A 21,319-nucleotide genomic window follows, 5' to 3' on the forward strand; every position below is an offset into this window, starting at 1 on the left:
TCTTGTTTGAAGCGTTAGCGAGGCATTCTGTGTTCGACCGCGGTCCGCCCCCCTCCCGAGGGGCTAAGTGGCTAGCTGACAACCTCCGCCGTCTCCAGCACCGCATGCAGCAGCACGTCGGCGCCGGCTGTCGCCCATTCCTTCTTGATGTCCTCGTCCTCGTTGTGGCTGAGGCCGTCGACGCAAGGGCACATGACCATGGCCGTCGGCGCCACGCGGTTGATCCAGCAAGCATCGTGGCCAGCGCCGGAAACGATGTTGCGATGGCTGTAGCCGAGCCGCTCGGCGGCGTTGCGCACCGCCGTCACACAACCGGCGTCAAATGCGACCGGATCGAAGTGGCCCTCTTCCTCGATCTCGATGCCCAGGCCGAGTTCCTTGGCGATCCCGGCTGCTTTCGCCTCGATTTCCGCCTTCATGGCGTTGAGCGTGGCAATATTGGGCGAGCGGATATCGACGGTAAAGACGACTTTTCCCGGGATGACGTTGCGCGAGTTCGGATAGACGTCGACATGACCGATAGCACCGACGGCGCTCGGCTGGTGCGCCATTGCGACCTCATGGACAAGCTCGGTGATGCGCGCCATGCCGAGCCCTGCATTCTTGCGCATAGGCATGGGCGTCGAGCCGGTATGGCTTTCCTTGCCGGTCAGGGTGATCTGCAGCCACCACAGGCCCTGCCCGTGGGTGACGACGCCGATATCCTTGCCCTCGGCCTCCAGGATCGGGCCCTGCTCGATGTGCAATTCGAACAGCGCATGCATCTTGCGCGCGCCGACCTTCTCGTCGCCCTTCCAGCCGATCCGCTCCAACTCGTCGCCGAATTTCTTGCCTTTGGCATCCTCGCGCTGATAGGCCCAATCCTGATCGAGCACGCCGGCAAAGACCCCGGATGCCAGCATGGCCGGAGCGAAGCGCGTGCCTTCCTCGTTGGTCCAGTTTACGACGACAATCGGGTGCTTGGTCCGGATATTGAGATCGTTCAGCGTGCGGACGAGTTCGAGCCCGCCAAGGACGCCGAGAACGCCATCGAACTTGCCGCCCGTCGGCTGCGTGTCGAGATGACTGCCGACATAGACAGGCAGAGCGTCTGGGTCAGTTCCCGGGCGCATGAAGAACATGTTGCCCATCGTATCGACGCCCATCGACAGACCGGCTTTTTCGCACCACCCCTGGAACAAGCGCCGGCCTTCGCCGTCCTCGTCTGTCAGGGTCTGGCGGTTGTTGCCGCCGCGCAGGCCCGGCCCGATCTTTGCCATTTCCATCAGGCTGTCCCAGAGACGGTCGCCATTGATCCTGAGATTTCCAGTGAGCGTCATCGGGTGTGCCTCTATGCGAGATTTTTCAGAACGTCGGCCAGCGTATCGAAGAGGTGTTCGATCTGCCCCTTGCTGATGATCAGCGGCGGCGACAGGGCGATGATGTCGCCGGTCGTCCGGATGAGCAGGCCTTTTTCGTAGGAATCAAGGAACGCCTGGAAGGCGCGCTTCGTCGGCGCGCCGTCGATCGGCTCGAGTTCGACGGCGCCGATCAATCCGAGATTGCGGATATCGACGACATGCGGCAGGCCTTTCAAGGCATGCAGCGCGTCGGCCCAGTAATCAGCAAGGTCAGCCGCCCGCGTCATCAGGCCCTCGTACTCATAGGTATCGAGCGTTGCGAGCGCAGCGGCGCAGGCGACGGGATGGCCGGAATAGGTGTAGCCGTGGAAAAGCTCGATCATGTTTTCCGGGCCCGTCATGAAGGCCTCGTAAATCTGCCGCGTGGCAAAGACCGCGCCCATCGGGATGACACCGCTGGTAATGCCTTTCGCAGTGGTGACGAGATCCGGAATGACGCCGAAATAATCCACGGCAAAGGGCGCGCCGAGCCTGCCGAAACCGGTAATGACCTCGTCGAAAATCAGAAGAATATCGTGCTTGGTGCAGATTTCACGCAAGCGCTTCAGATAACCCTTTGGCGGTATCAGGACGCCGGTCGAGCCGGCCACCGGCTCGACAATGACCGCGGCAATATTGGAGGCATCGTGAAGCGCGATGACCCGTTCGAGATCATCGGCGAATTCGACGCCGTATTCGGGCTCGCCGCGCGTAAACGCATTGCGTGCCGGATCATGCGTGTGGCGAATATGATCGATGCCGCCGAGCGCATTGCCGAACGTCTTGCGATTGCCGGATATGCCGCCGACGGAAATGCCGCCGAAGCCGACGCCATGATAGCCGCGTTCGCGGCCGATAAGCTTGACCTTGGTGCCGTTGCCCTTGGCGCGGTGATAGGCGATGGCGATCTTGAGCGCCGTATCGACCGCCTCAGAACCCGAATTGGTGAAAAACACATGGTCGATCGGCGATGGCAGCATGGCCGCGAGGCGTGCAGCAAGCTCGAAAACCTTGGGATGGCCCATCTGAAAGGCGGGCGCGTAGTCGAGTTCTGCAACCTGTTTCTGCACCGCTTCGACAATCTTCGGCCGGGCGTGACCTGCATTGCAGCACCAGAGGCCCGCGGTGCCATCGAGAATCTCGCGGCCGTCATGCGATTTGAAATGCATGTCCTTGGCACTGACGAGCAGACGCGGGTCCTGCTTGAACTGGCGGTTTGCCGTGAACGGCATCCAGAACGCGTCGAGATTATTTGTCCCCATTGCCGCCTTGGACATGTGACTCGCCTCCTGATCGCAGATGGCCCGTTTGGGGCCGATTTTTTTGTTCCCGATTGACTGTGCGTCTGGCACAATCAAAAACTTGACTACTTGGTCAAAATGCAGGCTAGAAGAGCATAGGAAAGCGGTCAAGCGCTTTGTCGGTTTTTCCGCCTGTGGCGGCCGGCAACAGAACTGTCATCTTGTCGCGGTCTGAGAGGAGAGCGGGTGCATGGGGAGAGCGGCCAAAACCAGCGCAGGCGCGGTTCCTGAAAAGACGACGCGCATACAGGAAATCAACCGCCGCCTCATTCTCGACGCCGCGCTCGACGCTTTTTCCACCTATGGCTTTCGCGGCACCACGATCGACCAGATTGCCGAGAAAGCCGGCATGTCGAAACCGAACCTCCTCTATTATTTTCCGCGCAAGCAGAACATCTATGTGACGCTGCTCGAAGAGACGCTGGCGGAGTGGCTGGCGCCGCTCGCCGACATCGATCCCGACGGCGATCCGATCGAGCAATTGCGCAAGTATATCACGCTCAAGATCAGCATGTCGGAAAGCCATCCGGCGGCGTCACGGCTGTTTGCCAACGAAGTGTTGCATGGCGCCCCGGCGATCAGCGAGTTTCTAACCACGCATCTGAAGCCGCTCGTAGACGAGAAGGCGGCAGTCATTCGCCGTTGGGTCGGCGAAGGCAAGCTTGCCCCGGTCGATCCCTACCACCTGATCTTCATGATATGGGCGACCACGCAGCATTACGCTGATTTCGACGTCCAGGTCCGGGCGATCATGGGCAGCCAGGTCGGCCGTCCGGGCTTTCGCGAACAGACGGCGCAGGCAGTGCTCAGCATCATCCTCAATGGGATAAAGCCGCGGGGCTAGCTCCCTACTCCGCGGCGACCTTTGCCGTCGGGTTGTTCGGATGGGTCGTCCAGTTGGCGTAGTCCGGCTTGATCGGCAGCTTCGTGCGCGGATCGACGCCTGCCGTCATCGGCACCATGCTGATGCAATTGTCGACCGGACAAACGTTGACGCAGAGATTGCAGCCGACGCACTCCTCGTCGATCACTTCGAAGTGCCGCGCGCCATCGACCATGGAGGTGATGGCCTGGTGCGAGGTATCCTCGCAGGCGATGTAGCAGCGGCCGCACTTGATGCAGAGGTCCTGGTCGATCCGCGCCTTGGTAATGTAGTTGAGGTTGAGGTATTGCCAGTCCGATACGTTCGGGACGGCAAGGCCGCGGAAATCCTCGATCGTTTTGAAGCCGCGCGAATCCATCCAGTCGGAAAGACCGGAGATCATCTCCTGCACGATCTTGAAGCCGTAGGTCATGGCCGCCGTGCACACCTGCACATTGCCGCAACCGAGGGCAATATATTCCGCCGCGTCGCGCCAGGTGGTTATTCCGCCGATGCCGGAAATGGGCAGACCGCGCGTTTCACCATCGCGGGCGATCTCCGCCACCATGTTGAGCGCAATCGGCTTTACCGCCGGGCCGCAGTAGCCGCCATGCGAGCCGCGCCCGTCGATGGACGGGACCGGGGCGAAATTATCGAGATCGACGGAGACGATGGAATTGATCGTATTGATCAACGATACGGCATCGGTTCCACCCGCATTCGCGGCGCGCGCGGGCTTGCGGATATCAGCAATATTTGGGGTCAGCTTGGTGATAACCGGCATGCGGGTGTACTGCTTGCACCAGCGCACGACCATTTCGATATATTCCGGCACCTGGCCGACCGCCGATCCCATGCCGCGCTCGGACATGCCATGCGGGCAGCCGAAATTCAGCTCGATGCCATCAGCGCCCGTTGCCTCGACAAGCGGCAGGATCGCTTTCCACGCCTGCTCTTCGCACGGCACCATGATCGACGCGATCAAGGCGCGATCAGGCCACTTTTTCTTCACCTCGGTCATTTCGCGGAGATTTACTTCAAGCGGCCGGTCGGTGATGAGCTCGATATTGTTGAAGCCCAGAAGTCGGCGATCCGGCCCATGGATAGCGCCATAGCGCGGGCCATTGACATTGACGACCGGCGGGCCCTCCTCACCTAGGGTCTTCCAGACGACGCCGCCCCAGCCGGCCCTGAAGGCGCGCTCCACATTATAGGCCTTGTCGGTCGGCGGGGCGGAAGCCAGCCAGAACGGATTGGGCGATTTGATGCCGAGGAAATTCGTCGATAGATCAGCCATGTCGATCTCCTTCAGCCTGCCACGTGGCGTGGGTGACTGGGTTTGTGCGCGCTGTCGGTCGCCTTGGTATTGTCGGCCATGACGGCCTCGACAAAACCCGCAACCTTTTCCGGCTTCTGCATCAAGGCGCGATGAATGGATTCGGCGGCAATCTTGCCGTCCTGCACTGCCGCAACGGTCAGATCCTCGCCATCGGCCACGCAGTCGCCGCCGGCCCATATCCCCGGGATTGAGGTTCTGCCTTCCTCATCGACGCTGATACGGCCGCGCGAAAGCGCAATGCCTGCCTCTGCCAGAAGGGTGGCCGCCGGAGCCTGGCCGATAGCCTTGAAAATCTGGTCGCTGGCGAGCGTAATGCTTTCGCCGGTCACGCCGAGACGGCCATCCGTAATGGCGGTGTAATCCAGCGTAATGCCGCAGACTTCGCCATGTTCGTTGCGGGTAAGTTCGCGGGGCTGCAGCCAATGGCGGATGATGACCCCGTTCTTCAGCGCAAGTTCCTGTTCGAAGGCGCTGGCATTCATATGCTCCGGGCCGCGGCGGTAAGCGATAATGACATTTTCGGCGCCAAGCAGTTTGGTCTGCACGGCGACGTCGATAGCAGTCATGCCGCCGCCAATGACGACCACGTCGCGACCGACGGCAATTTCCGAAAGGTCGTCGCTCTGGCGCAGCACCGAGATGTAGTCGACCGCGTCGATACAGCCGGCCGCATCTTCGCCTTCGAGTCCGAGTTCGTTGACGGACGGCAGGCCGATGCCGAGAAACACGGCATCGAAGCCCGCGTGCAATGCATCGAGGCTTACATCGCGTCCAAGCGCCTTATCGTTCTGAATGGTAATGCCGCCGATCTCGAGGATGAAATCGAGTTCCTTCTGGGCAAAATCATCCGGTGTCTTATAGGCGGCAATACCATATTCATTCAGACCGCCGGCCTTGGGCCGCGCTTCGAAGATCGTCACGTCATGGCCGCGCATCGCCAGGCGATGCGCTGCAGACAACCCTGCCGGTCCTGCCCCGACTACCGCCACGGATTTGCCGGACGGTTCTGCGCGCTGGAAGGGATGTTTGCCGTTCGCCATCAGGTGGTCGGTCGCATAACGCTGCAACAGGCCGATCTTCACCGGCTTGCCTTCGGCGATTTCACGCACGCAAGCCTGTTCGCAAAGGGTTTCGGTCGGGCAGACGCGGGCGCACATTCCACCGAGAATATTCTCCGACAGAATGGTCTTGGCCGATCCGGTCGGATTGTCCGCGTTGATCTCGCGGATGAAGAGCGGAATGTCGATGCCGGTCGGGCACGCATTCATGCAAGGAGCGTCGTAGCAAAAATAGCAGCGATCGGATTCGACGAAAGCCTCGTGCCGTGTAAGCGGCGGATGGAGGTCGGAAAAGACATCCGCATAGTCTTCGGCTGGAAGACGTCCGGTCCTGACGTCACGGATTGCAGAATCGATCGATCCCATAAAATCGCATCTCCTCTTTCTGGCCGCGTCCGGTTCCCGGGGATCGCTGCCATTTTCGTGGGCCGGTTCGTCCGGCTCCTCTAAGGGAAGAATGCCATATTTTGACAGAAGGTCAAATTTTTTATCAAACGGTCAATATTTTGCTAAGCAGATTGCACCAACGCCCGTCTACGTCGAGACAGGCGTTGGAATGTTGCGAAGGCGGCTATTCGGCGGCGAGGCGGGGTCGCGAATCGACTTCGAGCAATTCGCGGTTGAGACGCGCCTCTTCCTCGATTTTCGGCTTGGAGAAGCCCGCGAGCAGGAGATAGGCAACCGGCGTCAGGAACAGCGTCGATGCGGTGGCGAGACCCAGCCCGCCGACGATCACCCAGCCGAGCGCTATGCGCGCTTCAGCGCCGGCGCCGCTGGCAAGGACGAGCGGAACGCCGCCGAGGATCGCGCAGAGCATCGTCATCACGACGGGACGCAAGCGGATGTTTGACGCCTCTTCGATGGCCTCGCGCACGCCTTTGCCCTGGTCGCGCAGATGATTGGCGAACTCGACGATGAGAATACCGTTCTTGGCCATAATACCGACGAGCAGCACCAGGCCGATCTGGCTGTAGACGTTCATGCTGGTGCCCGTCATCACCATGGCGAAGACGGCACAGGCAAGACCGAGCGGCACCGTCGCCATGACGATGATAGCGCTGATGAAGCCTTCGAACTGCGCTGCAAGGACAAGCAGGATGATCAAGAGGGCGAAGCCGAACGTCACCATCATGCTCGCCGAATTTTCGCCGAGCGTCGCCGCTTCGGCAAGCGGAATGAGACGGTAGCCGGGCGGCAACAACGGCGCAGCCACCTGCTGCGCCACCTTATAGGCATCGCCGAGGGCAAAATCCGCACGCAGTCCGGCGGTGACCGCAACGGAACGCATCTGCTGTTCGCGGGTAAGTGCAGGCGGAACAGCAACCTCGGTGAGCTTGGCGATTGTCGACATGGGCACGAAACGACCATCGCCGGTGCGCAGGAACACGTTTTCCAGATCGGTCGGATCGTTGATCGGATTGATGGTCGCGACGAGCTTCACGTCGAAGCTGCGATCCTCGATATAGACCGAGCCGACCTTGTAGCCATCAAGGACCGACTGCAGCGCTTCCGCCAGCCCGCTGATGTCGATGCGAAGATCGGAGGCGCGCTCGCGGTCGATCGATACGGCGAGCTGGGGCTGCGTCGGCTCGTTGGTCAGGCGCGGCCGGTCGAAGCGAGGGTCTTTCTCCAGTTCGGAGACGATCTTTGCCGCGGTGGTCCCAAGTTCCGAATAGCTGCTGCCGACGACGGCAAATTGCAGACCATTGCCGGCCCCGCGAATGCCAAGCGAATTGGGCTGCGCCGCAAAGACCTGGATGCCCGGAATATCGCGCACAAGGCGCGAAACGTCAGCGACGATTTCCTGCTGGCTGCGCTGGCGTTCCTTCCACTTGGCGAGGCTCAGAACCATGAAACCGCGATTGGTGTTGCCGTTCTGCCCGGCGATGGAGAAGGTGTTCTCGATCTCGCCGGCATCGCGCAACGGCTGGATGAGCGCCTCGATCTTGCGCATCTCATCGCCGAGATATTCAAGGCTGACGCCCTGCGGCGCCGTTATGCGCAGGAAGGCCGCGGCCCGGTCCTCGGTGGGTGTCAGTTCCTGCTTGAGCAGAGAAAATGCGCCGAAGGCGGCTCCCGCAAACAGGACCGAGACGATGACGACGATCCACGGGGCGGCGAGGCAGGCATGCAGCATTCGCGCATAGAGGCCGCCAAACCAGCTGCCGATGCGGCCGACAACACCGGGCGCGTGGGCAACTTCCTCATGCCGCCGCTCGCTGGCGCTCAAGAGCCGCGAAGCGAGCATGGGGCAGAGCGTCAGGGCGACGACGGCCGAGAGCAGTACGCAGATGGCGAGCACGAAGCCGAACTCGCGGAAAAGCCCGCCGGTCTGGCCAGGAAGGAAGGAGAGCGGCACAAAAACCGCCGCTAAGGTGACCGTGGTGGCGATGACGGCAAAGAACACTTCCTGCGTGCCGAGCACCGCCGCGGCCCGCGGCCCCATGCCCTGGTTGCGGCGGCGAACGATATTTTCAAGGACGACGATGGCATCGTCCACGACGAGGCCGGTTGCGAGAACGAGAGCGAGCAGCGTCAGGATGTTAATGGAAAAACCAGCGAGATATATCGCCGAAATTGTGCCGATCAGAGCAACCGGCATGCTGACTGCCGGGATCAGGGTCGCCTTGAAATCCCAAAGGAAGAGATAGATGATTAGGATGATGATGAGGACCGACGCGCCAAGCGCGATCTCGACTTCGTGCACGGCGCCGTTGATGAAGTCGGCATCATCGCTGGTCACCCGAATGTCGACGCCCTTCGGCAGCGTCTTCTGCAGTTCTTCCACTGCGGCGCGTACGCCCTTCGAGATGTCGAGCGTATTCGACTGCGCCTGACGAATAATGCCAAGGCCGATGCCGGTCTTGCCGTTGGCGCGCAGCGACGAGGTGCCGATATCGGGCCCAAGCGTGACGGTGGCGACGTCGCGGATGCGCGTCTGGTTCTTGATGATGATGTTCTCGAAATCTTCGGGCGTCGTCACCGGCGCCTGCGCACGCACGACGATACTTTGGTCATTGCTGTTGAGCTGGCCTGCCGGCGTGTCGAAGGCCATGGTGTTCAGCGCGTTGCGGATATCGGCGATGTTCATGCCGAGACCGGAAAGCTTGCCCTGGTCAATATCGATGCGGAAAATCTTGCTGCGGTTGCCGTTGATCTGAACATCGGCGACGCCGGGAACCGAGGCCAGCACGTCTTCGATCTGGTCTTCGACGAGGACCGTCATGTCCTCCACCGCCATCGTGTCGGACGTGACCGCGAGGCGCATGACAGCGTCGGAATTGGCGTCCGCCTTGACGATGCGCGGCGGGTCAGCTTCGTCGGGCAGCGTGTTGGAGATGCGGCTGATCGCATCGCGCATATCGGCGGCGGCGACATTGAGGTCGACATTGTCGTTGAACTCGACCGTCACGCGGCTATTGCCGAAGGACGAGCTCGATGAAATGGACTTGACCCCCGAGACGCGGGATACAGCGCCTTCGATGGCGGATGTCAGTTCGCGATCGACCGTTTCTGCTGCCGCCGAGGTGAAATCCGTACTCACGGTCACCACGGGACGGTCGACGTCGGGCAGTTCACGGACATCGACGCCGTAGAACGCCGCCAGTCCGGCAACGACGATCAGGGCGTTCAACACCAGCGACAGAATCGGACGGCGAATGAAAAGGGCGGTAAAGTCGGCTTGGCCTTTCGAGCTGCTCATGGCGCTGCCTCAGCCCTGTTCGCCGACGGAAGCCAAGGGACTTGCCTGGTCAGGAGCGGGCTGGCCCTGAATTTGGACGAGGCCGTCCTGCCGCACCGACTGCACGCCTTCGGCGACGATCTGGTCGCCCGGCTTGATATCGGCGTCGACGAGTACGTTGGTCGTGTTGCGCTGGACGATCCGCACCGGCACCCGGGATGCCTTGCTGTCAACAATGCGCCAGACATAGGCGCCATCCGTCCCCCACTGGATCGCCAGCGGATCGACCGTCGGATAGGTCTCGCCCGGAAAACCGAGCGACACCTGGAATGCCATGCCCTCGCGCAGCGTATCCTTCGGGTTGGTGATCTTCGCCTGGACGTGAAGCGTGCGGCTCGTCGGATCGACCCGGTTGTCGATGGCACTGACTGCGCCCTTGAACGATTCTCCAGGGCGGGCAATCGAGCTTGCCGACACTTCGGCGCCAATCGTCACCGCTGGCGCAAACCGTTCCGGCACCCAGAAATCGACAAGGAGTTCCGACCGGTCGTCGATGGAGGCGACTTGCGTGGTGGTGACGACGTAGTTGCCGGCATTGATCGGGAATATGCCGACGGTGCCGCCGATCGGCGCCCGGATGGCGCGGCGATCCAAGGCAAGCTCGGCTTCGCGCAGGTTCAGCCTTGCATTTTCAACGACGAGTTCGGCGTCGGATACCTGGACCGCCGAGACGGTGTTGGTCGTCGAGAGATTCTGAGCGCGCCTCAGCTTGGTCTCGGCATCCTTGAGAGCCGTCCGGGCCTTGTCTGCCAGGATGCTTTCCGATTCGGAATCGAGCCGGGCAATAACGTCGCCATTCTGCACGTGGCTGCCGGAGGTAACGAGTATCTCGGTAAGACGGCCGGCGGCATACGGCGTCACGGAGACGGAGCTCTTGGCCTTGCCCGTTCCGATCGCCGTCAGCCGGTCATTGATCTTCGCATCGGCGGCCGCACGAACCGTGACGAGCGGCAAAGGCTGTCCGCTGCGCTTCTGCTTTTGCCCGCCGGCCGGCGCGGTCGCCGCCGTGGTTGCGCCGCGATCGATGCCGGCCTTCTTCAGGAAATCACTTGCGCCAGGAAAGACATACAGCCAGCCTGCCCCGGCAGCACCAAGGATTACCAAAGCCAGAGCCAGTTGTTTCCAAACCTTCATACGTCACTCCAAAACGCCGGTCCCGCGTCAAAGCAGAGCCAGCGCCTAAATTAATTATACCTCAACGCGTCATCGAGCGCGAACAGGCGAATGTGGAGCGAAGATAGGGTGCTTTGCCTGAACCGTTAATGACAATTCGGTGAGGTTACAAATATTTAATGGAAGAGCCGCTTCGTGAATTTAGCCAGCTCCGCTTGAAGGCGGATAGTTGCCGTGCAACATGGCTGGCGGAATATTCGGAAGGAGAGCGGCCATATGGCGACCAAGACCGACATCGCACGGCGTGTGTTCAACCACACATGGAAGCTCGATCCCATCGTCCGCAGCCTGCTAGACACGGATTTCTACAAGCTTCTGATGCTGCAGATGATCTGGGGGCTCTATCCCAAGGTCGATGCCACCTTCACCCTGATCAACCGGACGACGCGCGTCCGGCTTGCCGACGAAATCGACGAGCAGGAACTCCGGGCCCAGCTCGACCACGCGCGGACGGTGCGATTCAGCAAGAAGGAAATGATCTGGCTCGGCGGTAATACGTTCTACGGCAAGCGGCAGATCTTCGAGCCGGATTTCCTCGAATGGCTGACGAATTTCCAATTGCCCGAATATGAGCTTACGCGGCAAGACGGACAATACGTCCTGAATTTCTACGGGCCGTGGATGTATACGACGATGTGGGAGATCCCGGCGCTGACGATCATCAACGAGTTGCGCTCGCGCGCCGCCATGAAACAGATGGGGCGCTTCGAACTCGACGTCACCTATGCCCGCGCCAAGGCCAAGATGTGGTCGAAGGTCGAACGCCTGCGCGCGCTCCCCGATATCCGGATTTCCGATTTCGGCACGCGGCGGCGCCATTCATTTCTATGGCAGCGCTGGTGCGTCGAGGCGCTGAAGGAAGGGATCGGCCCTGCGTTCACCGGCACGAGCAATGTTCTGATGGCGATGGACAATGATCTCGAGGCGCTCGGCACCAATGCCCACGAGTTGCCGATGGTGCTTGCGGCGCTCAGCACGACAAGGGCGGAGCTGCTCAAATCGCCCTACAAGGTCCTGCAGGATTGGAACCGCTATTATGGTGGGAACCTGCTGATTGTGCTCCCCGATGCATTCGGTACGGCCGCCTTTCTGCGCGATGCGCCGGACTGGGTGGCTGACTGGACTGGTTTCCGACCCGATAGTGCGCCCCCGATCGAGGGCGGCGAAAAGATCCTCGCCTGGTGGCGGTCGAAGGGAAAGGACCCGCGCCAGAAACTGCTGGTCTTCTCCGATGGTCTCGATGTCGATACGATCGAGGAGACCTATCACCATTTTCGCGGCAAGGTGCGCATGAGCTTTGGCTGGGGCACCAACCTCACCAATGATTTCGAGGATTGCGCGCCGCGCTACAATGACCGGCTCAATGCCATTTCGCTGGTTTGCAAGGTCAGCGAAACCAATGGTCGACCGGCGGTCAAGCTTTCCGACAACCCGAAGAAGGCGACGGGCGATCCGGCGGAGATAAAGCGCTATCTGGAAGTATTCGGGGCGGAGGATCGCGTGGAACAGGCCGTCAAGGTCTGAACCACGCTTATCCGGTTTTTACTGCAGCATTACGGTGCGCAGTTCATGTTCCTGGGCGCCGACGAGGACATTGTCGCGCTCGTCGGAGAGGACGATCGGATCGCCATTGGCACCAAAGAGGGCCCAGAGCTCGACACCCGGCGTCATCGGCGGCAGCGCCGGAAAGCTGTGGGCGAGCTCGTCGGTCTTGACCTTGCGCATATAGGCAACCTGTCCGGCGCCAAGCCGTGCAAATTCAAGATCCGAGAACGGGCTTTTGTGAACAGTGTTTTGCATGTCAGCCTCCATATTCGGACAGTCTATTTCGAAGCCCTGTCCTGTTAGAGCTACGGTCAGTCCTCTACCGCAATGTTTATGCGCTTGACCAACCGTTCGGGTTCCGGCCGATCGAGGTCGATCGACAACAACCCATTCTTCAGCGAGGCAGCGCTTACGCGCATTCCATCGGCAAGTACGAAGATCCGCTGGAACTGGCGCGCGGCTATACCGCGATGCAGATATTCCCGTTCGCCTTCATCGGCCTGCCTGCCGCGAATGACCAGCTGGTTGTCCTCCGTCGTGACTTCCAGGTCTTCGTTGGAGAAACCGGCCACTGCCAGAACGATGCGAAGCTGTTCGCGGTCGTTCGCGCCGCGTATGCGCTCGATATTGTAGGGTGGATAGCCGTCGCCGGATTTCGCGATGCGCTCCAGCGTCTTTTCCATCGAGTCAAAACCAAGCAGCAAGGGGCTTGAAAATGGCGTCATTCGTGTCATTGGTGCAGTCCTTGATAAAAGCGACCTAAAAGCAAAACCCGTGTTCGACAGCATTTCACCTTTGCCAAATGATATGGTCGATCGAATCACGGAGTTCAAGAGAGGGCCGGATTCAGGTCGCGAGAAAGTAGGAAATGACGCGTAAAATCATAATCGATACCGATCCCGGCCAAGATGATGCCCTTGCCATCCTTCTAGCCTTTTCCAGCCCCGAACTTGACGTGCTTGGCATAACCGCAGTCGCCGGAAACGTGCCGCTGGCGCTGACCGAGCTCAATGCCCGGAAGATCTGCGAACTTGCCGGTCGCCCGGATGCGAAAGTCTTTGCCGGCGCGGATCGGCCGCTGCTGCGCCCCCTGATCACCGCCGAACATGTTCATGGCAAGACCGGACTTGACGGGCCCGACCTGCCGGTGCCGACTATGCCGCTCCAGACGCAGCATGCGGTCGATTTCATCATCGAGACATTGCGCCGCGAGGAACCAGGCAGCGTGACGCTCTGCGCGCTCGGCCCGCTCACCAATGTGGCGCAGGTCCTCATCAGGGCGCCGGAACTTGCCCCGCGCATCCGCGAGATCGTGCTCATGGGCGGCGGCTTCTTCGAAGGCGGCAATATAACGCCGACTGCCGAGTTCAATATCCACGTCGATCCCCACGCGGCGCAGATCGTGCTGCAATCCGGCGTTCCCGTCACGATCCTGCCGCTCGATGTGACGCACAAGGCGCTTTCGACGGCAAAGCGCGTCGACCGCTTCCGCAATATGGGAACGCGCGCCGGCGATGCCTGCGTAGAACTCCTCGAATTCTTCGAGCGATTCGACGAGGAAAAATATGGTAGCGACGGTGGGCCGCTGCATGACCCGAACGTGATCGCCTATCTGCTCAAGCCGGAACTTTATGGCGGCCGGACCTGCAATGTCACGGTGGAGGCAGCCAACGAGCTGACGCTCGGCATGACCGTGGTCGACTGGTGGGGCGTCACCGACCGGCCAAGCAATGCCTACTACATCCGTGACGTCGATGATGAAGGCTTCTTCGACCTTTTGATCGAGCGCATAGGACGTATCTCTTGACGCTCCGATGGCGGCCGTCCACGGCCGCCATTCCATCACAAAAAGTTGAGCCGGCGTAAACGATGACTCAGTAATTTCCGGACAGAATCCTCCTGAAAGTGTAGTGTCCTTTGACGGACAGCAGCCAAGTTGGGGGATGAGATGCTGACGCGACGCTTATTCTTGACCGGTGTTCTTGCAGCGGCGGCAGCGCCGCAGGCAGCGCTCGCAAAGCCCGCCCGCAAACCATTCGTCATCGACCCGGTCTTCCAGCCGCAATATGTTTCCTTCGATTCGTCCTATGCGCCGGGCACGGTCGTCATCGACCCGCGCAGCCGTTTTCTCTATCTGGTCGAGGACGGGTTTACAGCGCGGCGCTACGGTGTCGGCGTCGGCCGGGCCGGACGCGCCTTTCACGGCAGCGCCAAGATCGGGCGCAAGGAAGTATGGCCCCGTTGGGTACCGACCCAGGGCATGATCAGCCGCCAGCCGAACAAATATGCGCGCTACGCCGGCGGCGTGTCGGGCGGACCGCACAATCCACTCGGCGCGCGGGCGCTCTACCTCTACCGAAACGGCCGCGACACCTATTATCGCATCCACGGTACGACGGAGCCGTGGAGCATTGGCCGCGCCGTTTCCAATGGCTGCATCCGCATGATCAACGAGCATGTGATGGATCTCTATGCGCGGGTGCCGCTCGGCGCACGCGTCGTTGTGATCTAGAAGCTAGGCCGCGACGCTAGCGCGCTGCGTGTCCGGTGCGAGCGTGACTTCAAGTCCGTTGAGTTCCGGCGTCATTATCAGCTGGCAGGAAAGGCGCGAATTTTCCTCGACGTGGAACGTCACGTCGAGCTGGTCGATTTCCTCATCCTGTGGCTCATAGAGCTTTTCCGTCCAATCCTCGCCGACATAGACATGGCAAGTGCCGCAGGCGCAGGCGCCGCCGCACTCGGCCTTGATGTCCAGTCCCCAATCGCGAATGACCTCCATCACACGAAAGCCTTCGAGGGCCTCGAGCGTATGCCGTTTGCCGTGCTGATCGGTGACGTGGATATAGAGGGCGTCGTCGCTCATCAGTCCTATGCTGCCTTCAGCTTCTTCTGCAGGGAGGTGGATGATGTCGTATACTGGAAGATGATCCGCTCGCCAGGCGATACGATCCGCTTTGCCGCTTGTGACATGAGCGCGGCCTCGTGGAAGCCCGAAAGGATAAGCTTTAACTTGCCGGGATAGGTATTGATGTCGCCGATGGCGAAGATGCCGGGTTCGGATGTCTCGAATTTCTCCGTATCGACCGCAATCAGGTTCTGATCGAGATTAAGGCCCCAATCGGCGATCGGGCCGAGCTTCATGGTCAGGCCGAAGAACGGCAGCAGGCGGCCAGCTTCCAGATGCTCGTCGCCCTCGGCGCCCTTGATGACGACCTTGGACAGTTGCCCGTCGGCGCCCTCGAGATTGCTGACCTGGCCCATGCGGAACCTTACGCGGCCTTCCTTCTCCAGTGCCCACATCTTGTTGACGCTGTCGGGCGCGGCGCGGAATTCCGGGCGGCGATGCACTAGCGTCACCGATTTCGCCACAGGTTCGAGGTTAAGGGTCCAGTCGAGCGCCGAGTCGCCGCCGCCGACAATGACGACGTCATGGCCACGGAAGGCCTCGATCTTGCGAACCGCATAGTGGACGCTCGTTCCCTCATAATGCTCGATCTGCGGCACGGGCGGACGCTTCGGCTGGAAGGACCCGCCGCCGGCGGCAATGACGATGACCTTGGTGATGAACACCTCGTCCGCATCGGTTTCGACGCGGAAGCGGCCGTCTTCGAGCCTGGTCAGCGCGGTTACCATGGTCGAGAAATGAAACTGCGGGTCGAAGGGCGCAATCTGCTTCAACAGATTGTCGGTCAAGGCCTGACCGGTCACCTCGGGCAGACCCGGAATGTCATAGATCGGCTTTTCCGGATAGAGCTCGGCGCACTGGCCGCCCGGGCGGTCGAGAATGTCGATGACATGGGCGCGAAGGTCGAGCAGGCCGAGTTCGAACACAGCAAAAAGGCCCACGGGACCCGCGCCAACAATAACCACATCTGTTTCAATCGTGTCGGACATAAGTGCTTTCCAGGTGATGTCGTGAAGGGGTTCAGGCGACCGGGACGCGGCGCCAGCTATAGGTTCCGGGGGCAGTATGCGATCCCCTGCCAGGCTGGTAGTACACCGGCGCATCGTGAAGGTTGTGATCGGCAAGCCGCTCCAGCGTGACCGCATGCGACACCTTCAGCGTATCGAAACCGGTCCGCAGCATATAGGCGACCTGATCGATCAGGACATCACCCACCGCGCGCAGCTCGCCTTTGAAGTGGCGCTGATTTTTCAGCATTTCAGCCTTCGAATAGGAGCGCCCGTCATTGAAGGCGGGAAATTCGAGGGCGATCAGCGGAATGCGGTCGAGCAAGCCGAGCAGCGGCTCGATGTTCTCGCCGGGCGCCACGGATACGCCGATGCGCCGGTTTGTTGCAAAACGCACATCGTCCTCAAGACTAAGCCAGACCGCGAGCGGCAGAATGACCGCCGGCGCGTCGCCGGCCTCATCCAAAGACGGAGCCGTGATATAGGGATCTTCGCGAAATCCTTCACGGCCCCAGAGTTCGCCGGCGGGCTTTTCGGAAATGTCGCTCATAAATTCGAATCCGTCAGTGAAATATTGCTCAACTGGTCGGTAAGGCCAGTCAGGTGAATACCGCATTCGGTCTTGTCCGACCCGGCCCAGCGTCCGGCCCGGTCGTCATCGCCGTCCTTGACCGGCGACGTGCACGGCATGCAGCCGATCGAACGGTAGCCTTCGGCAACCAGCGGATGCGGCGGCAATTCATGCGCGCTCATATAGGCCTTGAGGTCGGCCGAGGTCCAGTGGGCCAGCGGATTGATACGGACGCGCGAACCGACCGACTCGAAGATTGCCAGGCTGGAGCGTGTCGAGGCCTGGAACTGCTTGCGGCCCGTCATCCAGGCGCGATAGGGCGCAACGGCGCGCGCCATTGGCTCAACCTTGCGGATATAGCAGCAGCGGTCCTTGTTGGTCATGGACAGCGCGCCAAAGGGATCTTCATCCTTCAGGCTCTGCTTGAGCGGGTGGATGTCATGCACGTCAGTCAAGCCAAGCTCGCTGACCAGTTGGTCGCGATAGCGCAAAGTGGCGGGAAAATGCTTGCCTGTCTCCAGAAAAAGCACCGGCGTTGCCCGATCGATCTGCGCGATCATGTGCAGCAAGACCGAGGATTCCGCCCCGAACGAAGAGACAACCGCGATCTCCTCGTTGAAGAGGTGGTCGATGGCGAGTTCGATGACATCCAGCGGCTCGAGATTGCCGTACCGGGCTTCGAGCGAGCGTGCTTCATCCGCCACCGTTTGCTCGTTGAACTCAAGCAGCATTTGCAGCCTCGCTATAGAGCGCATCCTTGAACGGCGCGGCTCCCACACGACGGTAGGCGGCAAGGAACGTTTCTTCCTTGTCGGTGCGGATTTCAAGATAACGATCGACGATGGTCTCGACCGCATCGACGATCTCTTCGGACGAGAAGCCGCGGCCGGTAATATCGCCGATGGTGCAGATCTCGTCGCCCGAGCCGCCCAGCGAAATCTGATAGAGCTCCTCGCCCTTCTTCTCGACGCCGAGAATGCCGATGTGGCCAACATGGTGGTGGCCGCAGGCGTTGATGCAGCCCGAGATCTTGATCTTGAGCTCGCCGATATCCGCTTGGCGATCCGGCTGGCCGAAGCGCTCGGAAATGCGCTGAGCCACCGGGATCGAGCGGGCATTGGCGAGGGCGCAATAGTCGAGGCCGGGGCACGCGATGATATCGGTGATGAGACCGGCATTGGCCGTTGCAAGGCCGTCGGTCAGGAGAAGGTCGTAGACGATGCGCAGATCGGCGACCGCAACATGCGGGAGAACAAGGTTCTGCTCGTGGCTCACGCGGATTTCGTCTTGCGAGAATTTCTCGGCAATATCGGCGACGAGGTCCATCTGCGCGTCGGTTGCATCGCCCGGAATTCCGCCGATGGGCTTGAGCGAGATGGTTACGACGCCGTAATCCGGGTTCTTGTGCGGCGTGACGTTCTGGTCGACCCATGTCGCAAAGGCATGATCCGCCTTGCGCGCGGCGGCAAGACCCGACCACCCTTCCGGGCGCTGCGGCAGGTTGGGCGCGCGGAAATAGCTGTCGATGGCATCGACGTCCTGCTGCGGCAGCTTGAGGTCGCTATCCTTGAGCACCTGCCACTCGGTCTCGACCTGGCGGGTCAATTCCTCGGTCCCGGTCTCATGCACCAGAATTTTGATGCGAGCCTTGTATTTGTTGTCGCGGCGGCCGTTGAGATTGTAAACGCGCATGATCGCCGTCGTATACGTCAGGAGATCCTCTACCGGGAGGAAATCCCTGATTTTCTTGGCCACCATTGGTGTGCGGCCCTGCCCGCCGCCGACATAGACGGCAAAGCCAAGGTCGCCGGCTTCGTTCTTCTTCAGATGGAGGCCGATGTCATGCACCTGGATAGCGGCGCGGTCGCGCTCGGCCCCTGTCACCGCAATCTTGAACTTGCGCGGCAGGTACGAAAACTCGGGGTGCATCGACGACCACTGGCGCAGGATCTCCGCATAGGGACGCGGGTCGGCGACCTCGTCAGCCGCCGCACCGGCGAAATGGTCCGCCGTCACGTTGCGAATGCAATTGCCCGAGGTCTGCAGCGCGTGCATCTCGACCGATGCCAGTTCGTCGAGAACCTTGGGCATGTCTTTCAGTGCCGGCCAATTGTACTGGAGGTTCTGCCGCGTCGTGAAATGACCGTAGCCTCGATCGTAATGGCGGGCGATATGGGCGAGCTTGCGCATCTGGCGGCTCGATAGCGTGCCATAGGGAATGGCGACGCGCAGCATATAGGCATGCAGCTGCAGATAGACGCCGTTCATCAGCCGCAGCGGCCGGAACTGGTCCTCGGTCAATTCGCCGGCGAGACGGCGCTCCACCTGATCCTTGAATTGGTCCACGCGGGCAGAAACGAATGCGTGGTCAAACTCGTCATAGCGATACATGAATGCGAACCTTCAGGAATTAAGCGGCCGAAGCTTTGGGCTTTTCAGCCTGCTTGCCGAGATCGAGGCGGATGGTGGGGCCGAGCTGGCGAATACGCTCGCGCAGACGCAGCGGATACAGATTGGTGCCGCGCTCTTCAACATCGATCACGTTGACGTCGATAACGAGGTTGGACTTGATCGCTGCCTTGCCGGCTTCCTCAAGCGCGGTCACCGCTTCGGCGTGACGGGCGATCAGCGCACCATCGATCTGTTCGAGCCATTCGCCATTGGCGCCGAGCCAGACGGCTTCACCATCGGTCAGGCGATTTGCGGTAAGAACTTTGACACTCATGATCGTGATCCTTCGCGTTCAGGCAGCATTGGTTTCAAGGTGGCGCAGCGCCACGGAATTCTGGTTCCGGGCGGAAAGCGCCTCGGCCTTGTCGATGGCGGCGCCAGCAACGGCGTCACCGATGACGACCATGACGGGACCGCTCAAATCCTCGCGCTGCTCAAGCGACGGCAGGTCGTTCAACGTGCCGTGGAACATGCGACGGTCGGTCCGGCCAGCATTTTCAATGACGGCAACCCCAGTATCGGCATGAAGACCAGCGGCGATCAGCCGCTCTGCCACCGAAGCTGCGACGCTGCGGCCCATGTAGACGGCAATCGTCGCGCCGGAGATGGCAAGCCGCGCCCAATCCGGCAGGACTTCGCCGGTCATGTCGTGGCCCGTCGTGAAGACGAGCGAGGAGGCAACGCCGCGCAAAGTCAAAGGCAGTTGCATATCGGCAGCCGCGGCAAAGGCCGAGGTGATGCCGGGAACGATCTCGAAGGAAATTCCGGCATCGCGAAGCGCGGCCATCTCTTCGCCGGCGCGACCGTAGACGAGCGGATCGCCTGATTTCAACCGCACGACGCGCTTGCCTTCGCGGCCGAGGGCGACGAGCAGATCATTGATCTCGCTCTGGCTCTTCGAGTGGCAGCCCTTGCGCTTGCCGACGGAAATGCGCGCGGCGTCGCGGCGGCCCATGCCGACGACCGCGTCCGGCACCAGCGCGTCATAAACGATGACATCGGCTTCCATGAGGACGCGATGAGCCCGCAAGGTCAGCAGATCCTCTGCGCCCGGACCCGCACCGACCAGCCAGACATAGCCTTGGCCCGTTTCCCGGTTGCCCAGCAGCGCCGTCGCCGCCTCATGCGCGCCGGCAAAATCATTGTTGTAGACATTGCTTGCGACATCGCCGGAAAAAAACGACCGCCAGAACAAACGGCGAGGCAAGCCCTTCCTGACCAGCCGTTCGACCGCGGGGCGATAGGCGTTGGCGAGGCGCGCAAGATCGCCAAGGCGGGGCGAGAACGCCGCATCGATGCGGGCGCGGATCATCTGGGTAAGAACGGGACCGGTGCCTTCCGAACCTATGGCGATTGCGAGCGGTGCTCGGTTGACGATGGCAGGCGTGAAGAAATCGCAAAGGTCGGGACGGTCGACGACGTTGACTGGAATGTGCTGGCGGCGCGCTTCGGCGGCAATCTCTCGATCCTGGTCTTCATCGCCGGTAGCGATGAAGACCAGTTTTGCACCGGTCAGTTGCTTGGGAGCAAATTTTTCCGCGACGTGTTCATATCCACCATCGCGCAGGAAGGCCGCGAGTTCCGGTTCGGGCGCATCGGCGACAACGCGAATTGCCGCATTCGTCTGATCGAGTAGGCGCGCTTTGTTAAGCGCCTCTTCGCCATTGCCCACGACCACAAGCACTTCATTCCGCACGCGGAAAAAGGCTGGAAAGACAGAAAGCTGGGTCTTGCTGATGGACATGAATGCGATAATCCCAATGGTTGCAGGGATTATCCATGAAAGGTCAGCGGTTTATAAGGAACAGAAATGCGCCGAAACCGGGGGCGGAGCATGGAATTTCTGAAAAACCGGGGGCTTGCAGATTCTCGTTCTATCAATCCAACAGCCAACCGCCCCGCTCACCTCAGGGTTTAACAAAGCGGGCGCAATTGCAACCAATAGACGACCACTTTTATAGTGTTAATCAGAAAATGCAAGTACCC

The 21,319-nt window shown here is 60.7% G+C and carries 19 protein-coding genes; 4 read left to right on the forward strand and 15 right to left on the reverse strand.

What is annotated here, in order from left to right; translation table 11 throughout:
• Positions 1 to 71: 71 nt before the first annotated feature.
• Both GF108_RS02685 and GF108_RS02690 read right to left on the reverse strand, forming a co-directional pair.
• The gene (locus GF108_RS02685; RefSeq protein WP_153666769.1) at positions 72 to 1,319 is read right to left on the reverse strand and encodes a Zn-dependent hydrolase; all 1,248 of its coding nucleotides are present in this window, start codon (positions 1,317 to 1,319) and stop codon (positions 72 to 74) included.
• An 11-nt stretch (positions 1,320 to 1,330) separates the two neighbouring features.
• Positions 1,331 to 2,656 (reverse strand): aspartate aminotransferase family protein, encoded by a 1,326-nt coding sequence (locus tag GF108_RS02690; RefSeq protein ID WP_153666770.1) that lies wholly within the window; start codon positions 2,654 to 2,656, stop codon positions 1,331 to 1,333.
• Positions 2,657 to 2,870: 214 nt separating this feature from the next.
• Here GF108_RS02690 and rutR point away from each other — a divergent pair, with 214 nt between their 5' ends.
• Complete coding sequence (rutR, locus tag GF108_RS02695; protein ID WP_027230785.1) at positions 2,871 to 3,524, forward strand: HTH-type transcriptional regulator RutR; 654 nt, start codon at positions 2,871 to 2,873, stop codon at positions 3,522 to 3,524.
• A gap of 4 nt (positions 3,525 to 3,528) precedes the next feature.
• Here rutR and preA read toward each other — a convergent pair whose 3' ends face one another.
• From preA to GF108_RS02715, 4 genes are all read right to left on the reverse strand, one after another.
• Entirely contained in the window at positions 3,529 to 4,839 is a 1,311-nt protein-coding gene (preA, locus tag GF108_RS02700) for an NAD-dependent dihydropyrimidine dehydrogenase subunit PreA (RefSeq protein ID WP_153666771.1), read from the reverse strand.
• A gap of 11 nt (positions 4,840 to 4,850) precedes the next feature.
• Positions 4,851 to 6,305 carry an NAD(P)-dependent oxidoreductase gene (locus tag GF108_RS02705; RefSeq protein WP_153666772.1) on the reverse strand — a complete coding sequence of 485 codons (1,455 nt, stop codon included), beginning with the start codon at positions 6,303 to 6,305 and terminating at the stop codon, positions 4,851 to 4,853.
• Between the two features lie 205 nt (positions 6,306 to 6,510).
• Positions 6,511 to 9,642, reverse strand: a complete 3,132-nt coding sequence (locus tag GF108_RS02710) for an efflux RND transporter permease subunit (protein ID WP_153666773.1) — start codon at positions 9,640 to 9,642, stop codon at positions 6,511 to 6,513.
• Between the two features lie 9 nt (positions 9,643 to 9,651).
• Positions 9,652 to 10,815, reverse strand: coding sequence for an efflux RND transporter periplasmic adaptor subunit (locus tag GF108_RS02715; protein ID WP_153666774.1), 1,164 nt, complete (start codon positions 10,813 to 10,815; stop codon positions 9,652 to 9,654).
• Positions 10,816 to 11,070: 255 nt separating this feature from the next.
• Here GF108_RS02715 and pncB point away from each other — a divergent pair, with 255 nt between their 5' ends.
• Positions 11,071 to 12,378, forward strand: a complete 1,308-nt coding sequence (gene pncB / locus GF108_RS02720; RefSeq protein WP_153666775.1) for a nicotinate phosphoribosyltransferase — start codon at positions 11,071 to 11,073, stop codon at positions 12,376 to 12,378.
• 18 nt (positions 12,379 to 12,396) lie between these two features.
• Here pncB and GF108_RS02725 read toward each other — a convergent pair whose 3' ends face one another.
• Together GF108_RS02725 and GF108_RS02730 are read right to left on the reverse strand one after the other, a co-directional pair.
• Positions 12,397 to 12,654: a DUF1150 family protein gene (locus GF108_RS02725; protein ID WP_051614838.1), complete on the reverse strand. Its 258-nt coding sequence runs from the start codon at positions 12,652 to 12,654 to the stop codon at positions 12,397 to 12,399.
• A gap of 56 nt (positions 12,655 to 12,710) precedes the next feature.
• Entirely contained in the window at positions 12,711 to 13,133 is a 423-nt protein-coding gene (locus GF108_RS02730) for an Hsp20 family protein (protein ID WP_027230792.1), read from the reverse strand.
• Between the two features lie 134 nt (positions 13,134 to 13,267).
• Here GF108_RS02730 and GF108_RS02735 point away from each other — a divergent pair, with 134 nt between their 5' ends.
• Positions 13,268 to 14,206 carry a nucleoside hydrolase gene (locus tag GF108_RS02735; protein WP_153666776.1) on the forward strand — a complete coding sequence of 313 codons (939 nt, stop codon included), beginning with the start codon at positions 13,268 to 13,270 and terminating at the stop codon, positions 14,204 to 14,206.
• Between the two features lie 141 nt (positions 14,207 to 14,347).
• The gene (locus GF108_RS02740) at positions 14,348 to 14,911 is read left to right on the forward strand and encodes a L,D-transpeptidase (protein WP_172982554.1); all 564 of its coding nucleotides are present in this window, start codon (positions 14,348 to 14,350) and stop codon (positions 14,909 to 14,911) included.
• A 3-nt stretch (positions 14,912 to 14,914) separates the two neighbouring features.
• Here the strand turns inward: GF108_RS02740 and GF108_RS02745 are convergent, their stop codons facing one another.
• From GF108_RS02745 to cysG, 7 genes are read right to left on the reverse strand one after another with little or no spacing between them, the layout of a single operon-like run.
• Entirely contained in the window at positions 14,915 to 15,262 is a 348-nt protein-coding gene (locus tag GF108_RS02745; RefSeq protein WP_153666777.1) for a 2Fe-2S iron-sulfur cluster-binding protein, read from the reverse strand.
• A gap of 5 nt (positions 15,263 to 15,267) precedes the next feature.
• Positions 15,268 to 16,293: an NAD(P)/FAD-dependent oxidoreductase gene (locus tag GF108_RS02750; protein ID WP_113279862.1), complete on the reverse strand. Its 1,026-nt coding sequence runs from the start codon at positions 16,291 to 16,293 to the stop codon at positions 15,268 to 15,270.
• 31 nt (positions 16,294 to 16,324) lie between these two features.
• On the reverse strand, positions 16,325 to 16,852 hold the full coding sequence (locus GF108_RS02755; RefSeq protein WP_370462091.1) for a DUF934 domain-containing protein: 528 nt from the start codon (positions 16,850 to 16,852) through the stop codon (positions 16,325 to 16,327).
• Positions 16,853 to 16,857: 5 nt separating this feature from the next.
• Complete coding sequence (locus GF108_RS02760) at positions 16,858 to 17,613, reverse strand: phosphoadenylyl-sulfate reductase (protein WP_153666779.1); 756 nt, start codon at positions 17,611 to 17,613, stop codon at positions 16,858 to 16,860.
• Positions 17,603 to 19,273 carry a nitrite/sulfite reductase gene (locus tag GF108_RS02765; protein ID WP_153666780.1) on the reverse strand — a complete coding sequence of 557 codons (1,671 nt, stop codon included), beginning with the start codon at positions 19,271 to 19,273 and terminating at the stop codon, positions 17,603 to 17,605. Before GF108_RS02765 ends, GF108_RS02760 begins: the two co-directional genes overlap by 11 nt.
• 19 nt (positions 19,274 to 19,292) lie before the next feature.
• Entirely contained in the window at positions 19,293 to 19,607 is a 315-nt protein-coding gene (locus GF108_RS02770; RefSeq protein ID WP_027230800.1) for a DUF2849 domain-containing protein, read from the reverse strand.
• A gap of 18 nt (positions 19,608 to 19,625) precedes the next feature.
• Entirely contained in the window at positions 19,626 to 21,077 is a 1,452-nt protein-coding gene (cysG, locus tag GF108_RS02775; RefSeq protein ID WP_153666781.1) for a siroheme synthase CysG, read from the reverse strand.
• Positions 21,078 to 21,319 lie beyond the last annotated feature (242 nt).

This window comes from Phyllobacterium sp. SYP-B3895 (assembly GCF_009647635.1).
Lineage (GTDB): Bacteria > Pseudomonadota > Alphaproteobacteria > Rhizobiales > Rhizobiaceae > Phyllobacterium > Phyllobacterium pellucidum.

Coding starts and splice junctions, on each gene's coding strand:
- GF108_RS02740 (WP_172982554.1), top strand. CDS start 14,348: ATGCTGACGCGACGCTTATTCTTGACCGGTGTTCTTGCAGCGGCGGCA.
- rutR (WP_027230785.1), top strand. CDS start 2,871: ATGGGGAGAGCGGCCAAAACCAGCGCAGGCGCGGTTCCTGAAAAGACG.
- GF108_RS02715 (WP_153666774.1), bottom strand. CDS start 10,815: ATGAAGGTTTGGAAACAACTGGCTCTGGCTTTGGTAATCCTTGGTGCT.
- GF108_RS02760 (WP_153666779.1), bottom strand. CDS start 17,613: ATGCTGCTTGAGTTCAACGAGCAAACGGTGGCGGATGAAGCACGCTCG.
- GF108_RS02710 (WP_153666773.1), bottom strand. CDS start 9,642: ATGAGCAGCTCGAAAGGCCAAGCCGACTTTACCGCCCTTTTCATTCGC.
- GF108_RS02685 (WP_153666769.1), bottom strand. CDS start 1,319: ATGACGCTCACTGGAAATCTCAGGATCAATGGCGACCGTCTCTGGGAC.
- GF108_RS02735 (WP_153666776.1), top strand. CDS start 13,268: ATGACGCGTAAAATCATAATCGATACCGATCCCGGCCAAGATGATGCC.
- cysG (WP_153666781.1), bottom strand. CDS start 21,077: ATGTCCATCAGCAAGACCCAGCTTTCTGTCTTTCCAGCCTTTTTCCGC.
- preA (WP_153666771.1), bottom strand. CDS start 4,839: ATGGCTGATCTATCGACGAATTTCCTCGGCATCAAATCGCCCAATCCG.
- GF108_RS02765 (WP_153666780.1), bottom strand. CDS start 19,273: ATGTATCGCTATGACGAGTTTGACCACGCATTCGTTTCTGCCCGCGTG.
- GF108_RS02690 (WP_153666770.1), bottom strand. CDS start 2,656: ATGTCCAAGGCGGCAATGGGGACAAATAATCTCGACGCGTTCTGGATG.
- GF108_RS02725 (WP_051614838.1), bottom strand. CDS start 12,654: ATGCAAAACACTGTTCACAAAAGCCCGTTCTCGGATCTTGAATTTGCA.
- GF108_RS02730 (WP_027230792.1), bottom strand. CDS start 13,133: ATGACACGAATGACGCCATTTTCAAGCCCCTTGCTGCTTGGTTTTGAC.
- GF108_RS02770 (WP_027230800.1), bottom strand. CDS start 19,607: ATGAGTGTCAAAGTTCTTACCGCAAATCGCCTGACCGATGGTGAAGCC.
- GF108_RS02705 (WP_153666772.1), bottom strand. CDS start 6,305: ATGGGATCGATCGATTCTGCAATCCGTGACGTCAGGACCGGACGTCTT.
- GF108_RS02745 (WP_153666777.1), bottom strand. CDS start 15,262: ATGAGCGACGACGCCCTCTATATCCACGTCACCGATCAGCACGGCAAA.
- GF108_RS02750 (WP_113279862.1), bottom strand. CDS start 16,293: ATGTCCGACACGATTGAAACAGATGTGGTTATTGTTGGCGCGGGTCCC.
- pncB (WP_153666775.1), top strand. CDS start 11,071: ATGGCGACCAAGACCGACATCGCACGGCGTGTGTTCAACCACACATGG.